The sequence below is a fragment of the Streptomyces sp. NRRL S-1022 genome, from assembly GCF_000720135.1.
In the GTDB taxonomy this organism is placed as follows: domain Bacteria; phylum Actinomycetota; class Actinomycetes; order Streptomycetales; family Streptomycetaceae; genus Streptomyces.
This window is the reverse complement of the sequence record NZ_JOIU01000012.1, coordinates 117167-130301: the sequence shown is the minus strand read 5'-3', so window position 1 is coordinate 130301 and position 13135 is coordinate 117167. Positions and strand designations below refer to the sequence as shown.

11 protein-coding genes are annotated in these 13135 nt (G+C 71.1%); 10 read left to right on the top strand and 1 reads right to left on the bottom strand.

Annotation, left to right across the window (positions count from 1 at the left end):
- Positions 1–216 precede the first annotated feature (216 nt).
- Positions 217–831 carry a 30S ribosomal protein S4 gene (gene rpsD / locus IG05_RS0118340; RefSeq protein ID WP_030343860.1) on the top strand — a complete coding sequence of 205 codons (615 nt, stop codon included), beginning with the start codon at positions 217–219 and terminating at the stop codon, positions 829–831.
- Between the two features lie 21 nt (positions 832–852).
- Here the strand turns inward: rpsD and IG05_RS0118335 are convergent, their stop codons facing one another.
- On the bottom strand, positions 853–3024 hold the full coding sequence (locus tag IG05_RS0118335) for an ATP-binding protein (protein WP_030343858.1): 2172 nt from the start codon (positions 3022–3024) through the stop codon (positions 853–855).
- A gap of 172 nt (positions 3025–3196) precedes the next feature.
- Here IG05_RS0118335 and IG05_RS0118330 point away from each other — a divergent pair, with 172 nt between their 5' ends.
- The 9 genes from IG05_RS0118330 (at position 3197) to aroB (ending at position 13091) form a co-directional block, all read left to right on the top strand.
- On the top strand, positions 3197–3622 hold the full coding sequence (locus IG05_RS0118330) for a DUF948 domain-containing protein (RefSeq protein WP_030343856.1): 426 nt from the start codon (positions 3197–3199) through the stop codon (positions 3620–3622).
- 16 nt (positions 3623–3638) lie between these two features.
- On the top strand, positions 3639–3986 hold the full coding sequence (locus IG05_RS0118325; RefSeq protein ID WP_030343855.1) for a hypothetical protein: 348 nt from the start codon (positions 3639–3641) through the stop codon (positions 3984–3986).
- The gene (alaS, locus tag IG05_RS0118320; protein ID WP_030343853.1) at positions 3986–6658 is read left to right on the top strand and encodes an alanine--tRNA ligase; all 2673 of its coding nucleotides are present in this window, start codon (positions 3986–3988) and stop codon (positions 6656–6658) included. Before IG05_RS0118325 ends, alaS begins: the two co-directional genes overlap by 1 nt.
- A gap of 15 nt (positions 6659–6673) precedes the next feature.
- On the top strand, positions 6674–7138 hold the full coding sequence (ruvX, locus tag IG05_RS0118315; RefSeq protein WP_030343852.1) for a Holliday junction resolvase RuvX: 465 nt from the start codon (positions 6674–6676) through the stop codon (positions 7136–7138).
- A 122-nt stretch (positions 7139–7260) separates the two neighbouring features.
- A complete protein-coding gene (gene mltG, locus IG05_RS0118310; RefSeq protein ID WP_199808339.1) occupies positions 7261–8919 on the top strand; it encodes an endolytic transglycosylase MltG in 1659 nt (552 codons plus the stop codon).
- Positions 8920–9299: 380 nt separating this feature from the next.
- Positions 9300–10139 carry a shikimate dehydrogenase gene (locus IG05_RS0118305; RefSeq protein ID WP_030343848.1) on the top strand — a complete coding sequence of 280 codons (840 nt, stop codon included), beginning with the start codon at positions 9300–9302 and terminating at the stop codon, positions 10137–10139.
- A 164-nt stretch (positions 10140–10303) separates the two neighbouring features.
- Positions 10304–11488, top strand: coding sequence for a chorismate synthase (gene aroC / locus IG05_RS0118300; RefSeq protein ID WP_030343846.1), 1185 nt, complete (start codon positions 10304–10306; stop codon positions 11486–11488).
- Positions 11489–11493: 5 nt separating this feature from the next.
- Positions 11494–12003 carry a shikimate kinase gene (locus IG05_RS0118295; RefSeq protein WP_030343844.1) on the top strand — a complete coding sequence of 170 codons (510 nt, stop codon included), beginning with the start codon at positions 11494–11496 and terminating at the stop codon, positions 12001–12003.
- Positions 12000–13091, top strand: a complete 1092-nt coding sequence (gene aroB, locus IG05_RS0118290; RefSeq protein WP_030343843.1) for a 3-dehydroquinate synthase — start codon at positions 12000–12002, stop codon at positions 13089–13091. Before IG05_RS0118295 ends, aroB begins: the two co-directional genes overlap by 4 nt.
- The last annotated feature ends 44 nt before the right edge of the window (positions 13092–13135 follow it).

Sequence of the window (13135 nt, the reverse complement as noted above, 5' to 3'; positions counted from 1 at the left end):
CTCCAGGAGCGTCGCGCACCGTCGAACGGTGTCGCGGGCAGCCCACCACCACCCGCGGTTCCGGGACGGTCGGTGGGCCACTCGCGTGCTGCACGTATGTGCCCAGACCAGGGAAGCGGCTGCCCGGCAGGTCCCCTGCGGACCCGGCGGGTTTTCCCGGCTGCGGATGCGACCTCTCTAATCCTGACGAGCCGGAAACTAGGAAATGAGATAAGAGTGGCGAACCAGTCCCGCCCCAAGGTCAAGAAGTCGCGTGCCCTCGGTATCGCGCTGACCCCGAAGGCCGTCAAGTACTTCGAGGCCCGCCCCTACCCGCCGGGTGAGCACGGCCGTGGCCGCAAGCAGAACTCGGACTACAAGGTCCGTCTGCTGGAGAAGCAGCGCCTGCGCGCTCAGTACGACATCTCCGAGCGCCAGCTGGTCCGCGCCTACGAGCGTGCGTCCAAGGTCCAGGGCAAGACCGGTGAGGCCCTGATCGTCGAGCTGGAGCGCCGCCTCGACGCGCTGGTCCTGCGTTCGGGCATCGCCCGCACGATCTACCAGGCCCGCCAGATGGTCGTCCACGGCCACATCCAGGTCAACGGCCAGAAGGTCGACAAGCCGTCCTTCCGTGTCCGCCCGGACGACGTCGTGCAGGTCCGCGACCGCTCCAAGGAGAAGACGCTCTTCACGATCGCCCGTGAGGGTGGCTTCGCCCCCGACGGCGAGACCCCGCGCTACCTGCAGGTGAACCTCAAGGCCCTGGCGTTCCGCCTGGACCGTGAGCCGAACCGCAAGGAGATCCCGGTGATCTGCGACGAGCAGCTCGTCGTCGAGTACTACGCCCGCTGACCCCAGCTCCGGCGCAGGACCTCAGCCCGCCGTCTCCCCGCCCTTCCGGGTGGGCGAGGCGGCGGGTTCGCGCTGTCCGGAGCGGGTGCGCGCAACCGGCCCCCGGGGCGTGGGCAGCGCCGGCAGCGGCCGGACGTCGTCGCTGAGCGCCCGGGCCACCGCCGTCTCCCGGTCCAGCCGCGCCCCCCGGCGCACCCACTCCTCGTACCGCTCGTCGCCCAGCGCCCTGCGGGCCGTCGCCTCGCACAGCTCGTGCGGGGCGTTGTAGTAGGCCGAGCCGAACAGCGGCAGGCCGACCGAGGGCCACATCCGCCCGGCGGCGCCCTGGAGCACCGCCGCCTCCACCGCATCGCCCTGCGTCACCGTCACCAGGGCCAGCAGCTCGATCGTCAGCACCGTCCCGAGCAGGTCGCGGAAGGTGTGCGCGTTGTCCAGGCACTCCGCCAGCAGCTCCCGCGCGCGGGCCGGGTCGCCGTCCTGCCAGGCCGCGTACGCCAGCACGTACAGCGCGTACGACCGCGCCCAGCGCTCCCCGTGGTCCTCGCACACCCGGCGCACGTCCTCGCACAGCCGCACCGCGTCCGGCAGGTCGCCCTGGAACGCCCGCACCATCGCCAGTTCCACCTGGCCCATCAGGACGTTGCTGTTCAGCTCGCCGATCTCCTGGTAGCGGTCCAGCGCCGACCGCAGCAGCGTTTCTGCGCGGGCCATGTCGTCCGAGACCAGCGCCAGACAGCCGGTGCGGTGCTCGGCGTACGCCACCGCCGTCGGATCGGCCGACCGCTCCGCCTGCTCCCGGCAGGCCTGGAGCGCCTGGAGGGCCGGCACGGTGTCGCCCTGCAGGATCGCCACGTAGCCGAGCACCCACAGCGCCTTCAGCCGGGACTGCTCGTACTCCGAGTCCAGCTCCACGCTGCGCTCCAGCCAGCGCCTGCCCTCCGCGAGCCGGCCGCAGCCCACCCAGCAGAACCACAGCGAACCCGCCAGGTGCTGGCCGAGGTGTGCCTCCTCCGGCTCGGTCAGACAGAACTCCAGCGCGGTCCGCAGATTCGGCAGCTCGGCGTCGACCCGCGCGGCCACCTCCCGCTGCCGGGGCGAGAACCACTCCAGTTCGCACCAGGTCGCCAGACCCAGGTACCAGTCCCGGTGCCGTCTGCGCAGCCGGTCCGCGTCCCCCATCGCCTCCAGCCACCCGGCGCCGTAGGCCCGGACGGTGTCCAGCATCCGGTAGCGGGGGCCCGCCGGCGTCTCCTCGCGGGAGACGACCGACTGGGCGAGCAGCTCCGACAGCACGTCCAGGACGTCCTCGGCGGCCAGCCCGTCACCGCTGCACACGTACTCGGCCGCCTCCAGGTCGAAGGTCTGCGCGAACACCGACAGCCGTGCCCACAGGAGCCGTTCGGCCGGCGTGCACAGCTCGTGGCTCCAGCCGATCGCCGTGCGCAGCGTCTGGTGCCGGGGGAGGGCGTCCCGGTCGCCGCCGGTCAGCAGCCGGAACCGGTCGTCGAGCCGCTGCAGCAGCTGCGCCGGGGACAGTGCCCTCAGCCGCCCGGCCGCCAGCTCCAGCGCCAGCGGGATCCCCTCCAGCCGCCGGCACAGCTCCCGCACCTCGGTGCCGTCGGCCACCGGCACCCCGTGGGTCCGGGCCCGGTCCGCGAACAGCTCCACGCCCTCGTCCTCATCGAGCGGCGCCAGCGGGAACAGCCGCTCGCCCGCGAGGCCGAGGGGACGCCGGCCCACGGCCAGCACGCGCAGCTCCGGCAGGGCGCGCAGCAGCTCCGCCGTCAGATCGGCGCAGACCGGCACCAGATGCTCGAACCCGTCCAGCACCAGCAGGGCCGGGCGGCCGGCCAGGTGCTCCAGCAGCGTCTCCCGGGGCATGCGGGCGGTGTGGTCGGTCAGCCCCAGGGCCTCCACGACCGCGTACTCCACGAACTGCGGGTCCCGTACCGGTGACAGCTCCACCCGGCCCCAGCCCGGCCCGCCCGCCGCGGCACCGGAGGCCCACCGGGCCGCCGCCCGCACGGCCAGCCGGGACTTGCCGACCCCGCCCACCCCGGTCACGGTCACCAGCCGCGCCTGACCGAGCGCCGCCGCCAGCTCGGCCAGCTCGGCCGAGCGCCCGACGAAGGCGGTGAGTTCGACGGGCGGATCGCCGCCCGCCTTGGAGCCGGAACTGTGAGGACCTCGCATGGGACACGGAGCGTACTGAACCGTGTTCACTCCGTACAATCGCTTCCCGTGACTCCGCCCGCCCCGCCCGGTAATCGGGTGCGGAGCCGCGGCCCCGGCGCGATAGGCTCGGGGCACTGCTTTTTTCATGGTTCAGATGTTCAGAGCACGTTTCAGGGAGCGGGTGCGCACAGTGTCCGGTGGAGAGGTGGCCGGGATCCTGGTGGCCGTCTTCTGGGCGATCCTGGTCTCCTTCCTCGCGGTCGCACTGGCGAGGCTGGCCCAGACGCTCAAGGCGACCACCAAGCTCGTCGCGGACGTGACCGACCAGGCGGTGCCGCTGCTCGCCGACGCCTCCGAGGCCGTGCGCTCGGCGCAGACCCAGATCGACCGGGTCGACGCGATCGCCTCGGACGTCCAGGAGGTCACGTCGAACGCCTCCGCGCTGTCCTCCACCGTCGCCTCCACCTTCGGCGGCCCGCTGGTGAAGGTCGCGGCCTTCGGCTACGGCGTCCGCCGGGCACTCGGCGGCCGCAAGGAGGACGTGCCTGGGAAGTCGCCCCGGCGTACCGTGATCCTGGGCCGGACGGTCCCCGCCGCGCGACGCAAGCGGAAGTAAGGACTGAGACCGAGCGATGTTCCGCCGTACCTTCTGGTTCACCACAGGTGTCGCCGCCGGTGTGTGGGCCACCACCAAGGTCAACCGCAAGCTCAAGCAGCTGACCCCGGAGAGCCTCGCCGCCACCGCGGCGAACAAGGCCCTGGAGACCGGTCAGCGCCTGAAGGACCGCGCGGTCGGCTTCGCGCTGGACGTCCGCGACAACATGGCCCAGCGGGAGGCCGAGCTGGAGGAAGCCCTCGGCCTCCAGGACAGCCCGGAACTCCCGGCGCCCCGGCGGTACGCCGCCATCGAGAACGACCGCAGCAACCCGAAGTACATCGAGAACACGACGTACTCGTACAACCGGAATGAGGACCACTGATGGAGTCGGCCGAGATTCGCCGCCGCTGGCTGAGCTTCTTCGAGGAGCGCGGGCACACCGTCGTCCCTTCGGCGTCGCTCATCGCGGACGACCCGACTCTGCTGCTCGTCCCCGCCGGCATGGTGCCCTTCAAGCCCTACTTCCTGGGTGAGGTCAAGCCGCCGTTCCCGCGCGCCACCAGCGTGCAGAAGTGCGTGCGCACGCCCGACATCGAAGAGGTCGGCAAGACCACCCGGCACGGCACCTTCTTCCAGATGTGCGGCAACTTCTCCTTCGGCGACTACTTCAAGGAAGGCGCCATCACGTACGCCTGGGAGCTGCTCACCACGCCCCAGGACAAGGGCGGTTACGGCCTCGACCCCGAGCGCCTGTGGATCACCGTCTACCAGGACGACGACGAGGCCGAGCGCATCTGGCACGAGGTCGTGGGGGTGCCGAAGGAGCGCATCCAGCGCCTCGGCATGAAGGACAACTACTGGTCCATGGGCGTCCCCGGTCCGTGCGGCCCCTGCTCCGAGATCAACTACGACCGCGGCCCCGAGTTCGGCGTCGAGGGCGGCCCCGCCGTCAACGACGAGCGGTACGTGGAGATCTGGAACCTCGTCTTCATGCAGTTCGAGCGGGGCGAGGGCATCGGCAAGGACAACTTCGAGATCCTCGGGGAACTGCCGAGCAAGAACATCGACACCGGGCTCGGCCTGGAGCGGCTCGCCATGATTCTGCAGGGCGTGCAGAACATGTACGAGATCGACACCTCCATGGCCGTCATCGACAAGGCCACCGAGCTGACCGGCGTCCGCTACGGCGACGCCCACGCCTCGGACGTCTCCCTGCGCGTGGTCACCGACCACATGCGCACCGCCACCATGCTCATCGGCGACGGTGTCACCCCCGGCAACGAGGGCCGCGGCTACGTGCTGCGCCGCATCATGCGCCGCGCCATCCGCAACATGCGTCTGCTCGGCGCCACCGGCCCGGTCGTCAGGGAACTGATCGACACCGTCATCCGGATGATGGGCCAGCAGTACCCGGAGCTGATCACCGACCGCGAGCGCATCGAGAAGGTCGCCCTCGCCGAGGAGAACGCCTTCCTGAAGACGCTGAAGGCCGGCACCAACATCCTCGACACCGCCGTCACCGAGACCAAGGCCTCGGGCTCGAAGGTGCTGCCCGGCGACAAGGCGTTCCTGCTCCACGACACCTGGGGCTTCCCGATCGACCTCACCCTTGAGATGGCCGCCGAGCAGGGGCTGTCCGTGGACGAGGACGGCTTCCGCCGCCTGATGAAGGAGCAGCGGGAGCGCGCCAAGGCCGACGCCCAGGCCAAGAAGACCGGCCACGCGGACATGGGCGCCTACCGCGAGATCGCCGACTCCGCCGGTGCCACCGACTTCATCGGTTACACGGACACCGAGGGGGAGACCACGGTCGTCGGCATCCTGGTCGACGGCGTCTCCTCCCCGGCCGCCACCGAGGGCGACGAGGTCGAGATCGTCCTGGACCGCACCCCGTTCTACGCCGAGGGCGGCGGCCAGATCGGCGACACCGGCAAGATCAGGATCGACTCCGGTGCCGTCATCGAGGTCCGCGACTGCCAGAAGCCGGTCCCGGGTGTGTACGTCCACAAGGGCGTCGTCCAGGTCGGCGAGGTGACCGTGGGCGCCAAGGCCCACGCCTCCATCGACGCCCGCCGCCGCACGGCCATCGCCCGCGCCCACTCGGCCACCCACCTCACCCACCAGGCCCTGCGCGACGCCCTCGGCCCGACGGCCGCCCAGGCCGGTTCCGAGAACCAGCCGGGCCGCTTCCGCTTCGACTTCGGATCCCCGTCCGCCGTGCCGACGGCCGTGATGACCGACGTCGAGCAGAAGATCAACGAGGTGCTGGCCCGCGACCTCGACGTGCGCGCCGAGGTCATGGGCATCGACGAGGCCAAGAAGCAGGGCGCCATCGCCGAGTTCGGCGAGAAGTACGGCGAGCGGGTGCGCGTCGTGACCATCGGCGACTTCTCCAAGGAGCTGTGCGGCGGCACGCACGTGCACAACACCGCCCAGCTGGGCCTGGTGAAGCTGCTCGGCGAGTCCTCCATCGGCTCGGGTGTCCGCCGTATCGAGGCCCTCGTCGGTATGGACGCCTACAACTTCCTCGCCCGCGAGCACACGGTCGTCAACCAGCTGACCGAGCTGCTCAAGGGCCGCTCGGAGGAGCTGCCGGAGAAGGTCTCCGCGATGCTCGGCAAGCTGAAGGACGCCGAGAAGGAGATCGAGAAGTTCCGCGCCGAGAAGGTGCTCCAGGCCGCCGCCGGTCTCGCCGAGTCCGCCAAGGACGTCCGCGGCGTGGCCGTCGTCACCGGTCGGGTCCCGGACGGCACCACCCCGGACGACCTGCGCAGGCTGGTCCTCGACGTGCGCGGCCGGATCCAGGGAGGCCGTGCCGTCGTCGTGGCCCTCTTCACGGTGAACAACGGCAAGCCGCTCACGGTCATCGCCACCAACGACGCCGCCCGCGACCGCGGACTGAAGGCCGGTGACCTGGTCCGTACGGCCGCCAAGACGCTCGGCGGCGGCGGTGGCGGCAAGCCGGACGTCGCCCAGGGCGGCGGCCAGAACCCGGCCGCCGTCGGCGAGGCCGCCGAGGCCGTCGAACGCCTGGTCGCCGACACCGCCAAGTAGAAGACGGTCACGGACATGCGCAGAGGACGTCGGCTCGCGATCGACGTCGGGGACGCCCGGATCGGGGTCGCCTCGTGCGACCCCGACGGGATCCTCGCCACCCCGGTGGAGACCGTCCCCGGCCGGGACATCCCCGCCGCCCACCGCCGGTTGCGTCAACTGGTGGCGGAGTACGAACCGATCGAGGTCGTCGTCGGCCTGCCTCGCTCCCTCAAGGGGGGCGAGGGCCCGGCCGCGGTCAAGGTCCGCGCGTTCGCCCAGGAGCTGGCCAAGGGCATCGAGCCGGTGTCGGTGCGGCTGGTGGACGAGCGGATGACGACGGTGACGGCCAGTCAGGGGCTTCGCGCCTCGGGCGTGCGGTCGAAGAAGGGCCGCGCGGTCATCGACCAGGCCGCCGCCGTCATCATTTTGCAGCAGGCCCTGGAATCCGAACGGGTGTCAGGCAATCCACCCGGCGAAGGCGTCGAAGTGGTCATCTGATCGCGATACGGTAACGTTCCGCGCGATGCGCCGGTGTTCGAACAGCCGGGGCACAGCAAGAGGCGGAGCGGAAGCCGGCCCACCGGCCGCGCGACCGTCGGCCTCGCGGCTCTAGGGGATCGATGACTGAGTATGGCCGGGGCCAAGGCTCCGAATCGTGGCATCCGGAGGACCCGTTGTACGGGGACGGCGGATGGGGAGGACAGCAGGCCCACGCGGGCCGGCAGTCCCCTTACGACGGCCAGCCCCAGCAGCATCCGCAGGCGTCGCAGTACGGCGACTGGAGCCAGGAGCAGCAGCCCGGTTACGAGGGGCAGCAGCACGCGTACCCGGACGGATCCGGCCGGCAGCAATTCGACCAGCAGTTTCACGGCCAGCCTCAGCAGCAGTTCCATCAGGGTGGCTGGGACGCGACCGGCACCCACGGCCAGGTGCCGTACGCGGCCGACCCGGGCGACCCGTACGGCCAGCAGCCCGTGGCCTACGGAACCGAGCAGCCCGACTTCTACGGCACCGAGGACGCCTATCCGCCGCCGGAGCCGCCCGGCCGCAGGCGCCCCGAGCCGGAGCCCGGGCCGGAGACGGCGGGCGACGAGGAGCACGCCGTGCTCGCGGGGGACGGCGCGGAGGGCGACGAGGAGCACGAGCTCCAGAGCCGGCGGGAGCGGCGCGGCAAGGGAAAGAAGCCCGTCAAGAGCAAGAAGCGGCGCACCGGCTGCGCCTGCATGGTGGTCGTCCTGGTGTTCGGCGGCGGCCTGGCCGGAGTCGGGTACTTCGGCTACCAGTTCTACCAAAATCGTTTCGGCACGGCTCCGGACTACGCGGGCGACGGCAACGGGGAGCAGGTCACAGTCGAGATCCCCAAGGGCGCAGGGGGTTGGGAGATCGGCCAGAAGCTGAAGGACGCGGGTGTCATCGAGAGCGCCGCCGCGTTCGTCTCCGCACTGCAGGCCAACCCTGACGGTAAATCGCTCCAGGACGGGGTCTACACCCTGGAGAAGGAGATGTCCGCCGCGAGCGCGGTGGAACTGATGCTGAGCCCGAAGAGCCGCAGCAACCTGATCATCGCCGAGGGCCTCCGCAACACAGCGGTGTACGCCCTGATCGACAAGCGCCTCGGAGTCAAGGCGGGTACCACGGCACGTGTTGCGAAGAAGGAGTACAAGCACCTTGGGCTGCCCGCTTGGGCGACGGATCACCCGAACCTGAAGGACCCGCTGGAAGGCTTCCTCTACCCCTCAAGCTACGCGGTCACCAAGGGGCAAAAGCCTGCGGCCGTTCTCAGGAAGATGGTGGCTCAGTCCACTGCAGAGTTCAAAGCGTTGGGTCTGGAAAACAAGGCACAAGCGCTTGGCCTCGAAAGTCCTTGGCAACTGCTCACAGTGGCGAGCTTGGTGCAGGCCGAGGGCACCAGTCACGATGATTTCCGCAAGATGGCGGAGGTCGTATACAACCGACTCAAGGTTGATAACCCTCAGACCTACGGTCGACTGGAGTTCGACTCCACCTACAACTACGTGAAGAATCAGAGCAAGCTCGATCTGAGCATCGCCGAGCTGCGTAGGTACGGCAACCCCTACAACACCTACTTCTCGAAGGGGTTGCCGCCGGGGCCTATCGACAACCCTGGCGAGGAGGCGCTCAGGGGTGCGCTCAACCCGACTCACGACGGCTGGTACTACTTCATCTCGATGGACGGCAAGACCAGCAAGTTCACGAAGACGCTCGCGGACCACGAGAAGCTAGTCGACGAGTGGAACGCGGCGAGGAACAAGAACTGATGGCAGCGCGCGGCCACTCGCTGCACTGAGGGACGGGCTGTGTGAACGGCCAGGAGGAAGCTGGTACAGGCCGGCCTCGCTCTCTTGTAAGCGGCCGAGCGGGCCGCACCGGTTCCCGGCCGCGGCCTGTAGCTGGACGACGTGTGGGTCGTGGACTCCCTGATCGTGTTGTGCGGTCAGGTGTCCTGCCAAGCGGCAGACAGGACTTTCTGGTGGATAAACTCACCAGTCCGTCGCTGGCGCCTCACCTCATCCGTAAGACCGACGTGCTCCTGCGCAGGGCACTCGCCAACTGATGGGCGCGACTCACCCGCCTGCGGCAGGAGGGGCGGAAGGTCGGTCAGGTAGCCTGAATCCGTGGAATTCGAGGGCAGCTCTCCATGACATCGAAGGCAGTTGACGGCCGTCGTGCCGCGGTGCTCGGTTCGCCGATCGCCCACTCCCTCTCCCCGGCGCTGCACCGGGCCGCGTACGAGGCGGCCGGACTCGCCGGCTGGTCGTACGACAGTTTCGACGTCGACGAGGCCGCCCTGCCCGGGTTCCTGGACCGGCTCGGCCCGGAGTGGGCCGGGCTGTCGCTGACCATGCCGCTGAAGCGGGCGGTCATCCCGCTGCTCGACGAGATCAGCGACACGGCCGCCTCGGTCGACGCCGTCAACACGCTGGTCCTCACCGAGGACGGACGCCGGCTCGGCGACAACACCGACATCCCCGGCATGGTGGCCGCCCTGCGCGAGCACGGCATCGAACAGGTCGACTCCGCCGCGATCCTCGGCGCCGGCGCCACCGCGTCCTCCGCGCTCGCCGCGCTGGCCCGGGTCTGCACCGGCGAGGTCGTCGCCTACGTCCGCAGCGAGGCCCGCGCCGCCGAGATGCGGCAGTGGGGCGAACGGCTCGACGTGGAGGTCCGTACGGCGGACTGGTCGCACGCGGCCGAGGCGCTGCGCGCCCCGCTGGTGATCGCCACCACGCCCGCCGGCACCACCGACGCCCTCGCCGCCGCCGTACCCGAACGCCCCGCCACCCTCTTCGACGTGCTCTACGAGCCCTGGCCCACCGAGCTGGCGGCCCGCTGGTCCATGTTCGGCGGCGCCGTGGTCAGCGGACTGGACCTGCTGGTCCACCAGGCCGTACTCCAGTTCGAGCAGATGACCGGGCGCGCCCCGGGCCCGCTGGAGGCCATGCGGCACGCCGGCGAGAAGGCGCTCGCGGCCCGCTGACGCCCACGCGCGCGTCCGCCTGCTGGACCGGCGGCCGGTCCCCGCCCCCGGACGTGGGAGGATCGGAGGTGGCGAACCGGGGTCGCGCACCCGGTGGCGCCGTCACCGCACGCCAGGACGCGCGTGCGCAGGGCAGTACCGGGCGCGAGCACTGAGGAGCACCGTTGAGCAGGCTGCGTTGGCTGACCGCGGGGGAGTCCCACGGTCCCGCACTTGTCGCGACGCTGGAGGGTCTTCCCGCCGGCGTGCCGATCACCACGGACATGGTGGCGGACCACCTGGCGCGGCGGCGGCTCGGCTATGGCCGCGGTGCGCGCATGAAGTTCGAGCGTGACGAGGTCACCTTCCTCGGCGGCGTCCGGCACGGGCTGACCCTCGGCTCGCCGGTGGCGATCATGGTCGGCAACACCGAGTGGCCGAAGTGGGAACAGGTCATGGCGGCCGACCCGGTCGACCCGGAGATCCTCGCCGGCCTCGCCCGGAACGCTCCGCTGACCCGCCCCCGCCCCGGCCACGCCGACCTCGCCGGCATGCAGAAGTACGGCTTCGACGAGGCCCGCCCGATCCTGGAGCGCGCCTCGGCGCGGGAGACGGCGGCCCGGGTCGCGCTCGGCGCGGTCGCCCGGTCGTACCTCAAGGAGACCGCCGGCATCGAGATCGTCTCCCACGTGGTCGAGCTGTGCTCCGTGAAGGCCCCGCAGGGCGTCCACCCCACCCCGGCCGATGTCGAGAAGCTCGACGCGGACCCGGTGCGCTGCCTCGACGCGGACACCTCGAAGGCGATGGTCGCCGAGATCGACCAGGCCCACAAGGACGGCGACACCCTGGGCGGCGTGGTCGAGGTGCTGGCCTACGGCGTCCCGGTCGGCCTCGGCTCGCACGTGCACTGGGACCGCAAGCTGGACGCCCGCCTCGCCGGCGCGCTCATGGGCATCCAGGCGATCAAGGGCGTCGAGGTCGGCGACGGCTTCGAGCTGGCCCGCGTGCCCGGCTCCCAGGCACACGACGAGATCGTCAGCACGCCGGAGGGCATCCGGCGCGTCTCCGGCCGCTCGGGCGGCACCGAGGGCGGCCTCAGCACGGGTGAGCTGCTGCGGGTGCGTGCCGCGATGAAGCCGATCGCCACCGTGCCGCGCGCGCTGCGGACCGTGGACGTCACCACCGGCGAGCCCGCCCAGGCGCACCACCAGCGCTCCGACGTCTCCGCCGTCCCGGCGGCCGGCATCGTCGCCGAGGCCATGGTGGCGCTCGTCCTCGCGGACGCGGTCGCGGAGAAGTTCGGCGGTGACTCCGTGCCGGAGACCCGCCGCAACGTGACGTCGTACCTCGACAGCCTGGCCATCAGGTGAGCGGCATGCCCGCGGTCGTGCTGGTCGGTCCGATGGGCGTGGGCAAGTCCACCGTCGGACAGCTGCTCGCCGAGCGTCTCGGCGTCGGCTACCGGGACACCGACGAGGACATCGTGGCGGCCCAGGGCCGCACGATCGCCGAGATCTTCGTGGACGAGGGCGAGGCGGCCTTCCGCGCGCTGGAGAAGGCCGCCGTACGGACCGCGCTCGCCGAGCACCCGGGTGTCGTGGCACTCGGCGGCGGGGCGGTCCTCGACCCGGACACCCGGGCGCTGCTGGCCGGGCACCGGGTGGTCTACCTGTCGATGGAGGTCGAGGAGGCCGTCAGGCGCACCGGCCTGAACGTGGCCCGCCCGCTGCTCGCGGTCAACCCGCGCAAGCAGTGGCGCGAGCTGATGGAGGCGCGCCGGCACCTGTACGAGGAGGTCGCCACCGCCGTCGTGGCGACGGACGGCCGCACGCCCGAAGAAGTCACGCAGGCGGCATGGGAAGCACTGGAGTTGAAGCAGGTATGAGCGAGGCACTCACCCGGATCCCGGTCGCCGGCACCGCGGGCACCGACCCGTACGAGGTGCTGGTGGGCCGGCAGCTGCTGGGCGAGCTGACCGGGCTGATCGGCGATCAGGCCAAGCGGGTCGCCGTGATCCACCCCGAGGCGCTGGCCGAGACCGGTGAGGCACTGCGCGCCGATCTGGCCGACCAGGGCTACGAGGCCGTCGCCATCCAGGTGCCCAACGCCGAGGAGGCCAAGACCGCCGAGGTCGCCGCCTACTGCTGGAAGGCGCTCGGCCAGTGCGGCTTCACCCGCACCGACGCCATCGTCGGGGTCGGCGGCGGCTCGACCACGGACCTGGCCGGGTTCGTGGCCGCGACCTGGCTGCGCGGGGTGCGCTGGATCGCCGTCCCGACCACCGTGCTGGCCATGGTGGACGCGGCGGTCGGCGGCAAGACCGGCATCAACACCGCCGAGGGCAAGAACCTGGTCGGCTCCTTCCACCCGCCGGCCGGCGTGCTGTGCGACCTGGCGGCGCTGGACTCCCTGGCCGTGAACGACTACGTCTCCGGTCTCGCCGAGGTCATCAAGGCGGGGTTCATCGCCGACCCGGTGATCCTGGACCTGATCGAGGCCGACCCGGAGGCCGCCCGCACCCCTGCGGGCCCGCACACGGCCGAGCTGATCGAGCGGTCCATCCGGGTCAAGGCGGAGGTCGTCTCCTCGGACCTGAAGGAGTCGGGCCTGCGGGAGATCCTCAACTACGGCCACACGCTCGGCCACGCGATCGAGAAGAACGAGCGGTACAAGTGGCGGCACGGGGCGGCCGTCGCGGTCGGCATGCACTTCGCCGCCGAACTGGGCCGCCTGGCGGGGCGTCTTGACGATGCGACGGCCGACCGCCACCGCACCGTCCTGGAGTCCGTCGGCCTCCCGCTGCACTACCGCTACGACCAGTGGCCCAAGCTGCTGGAGACGATGAAGGTCGACAAGAAGTCCCGCGGCGACCTGCTGCGCTTCATCGTCCTGGACGGCCTGGCCAGGCCGACCGTCCTGGAGGGCCCGGACCCGGCCGTGCTCCTCGCCGCCTACGGCGAGGTCGGCCAGTAACTTAGGGTCCGTCCCGGTCCGTTCCGCCGAGCTGTTCCCCCCGC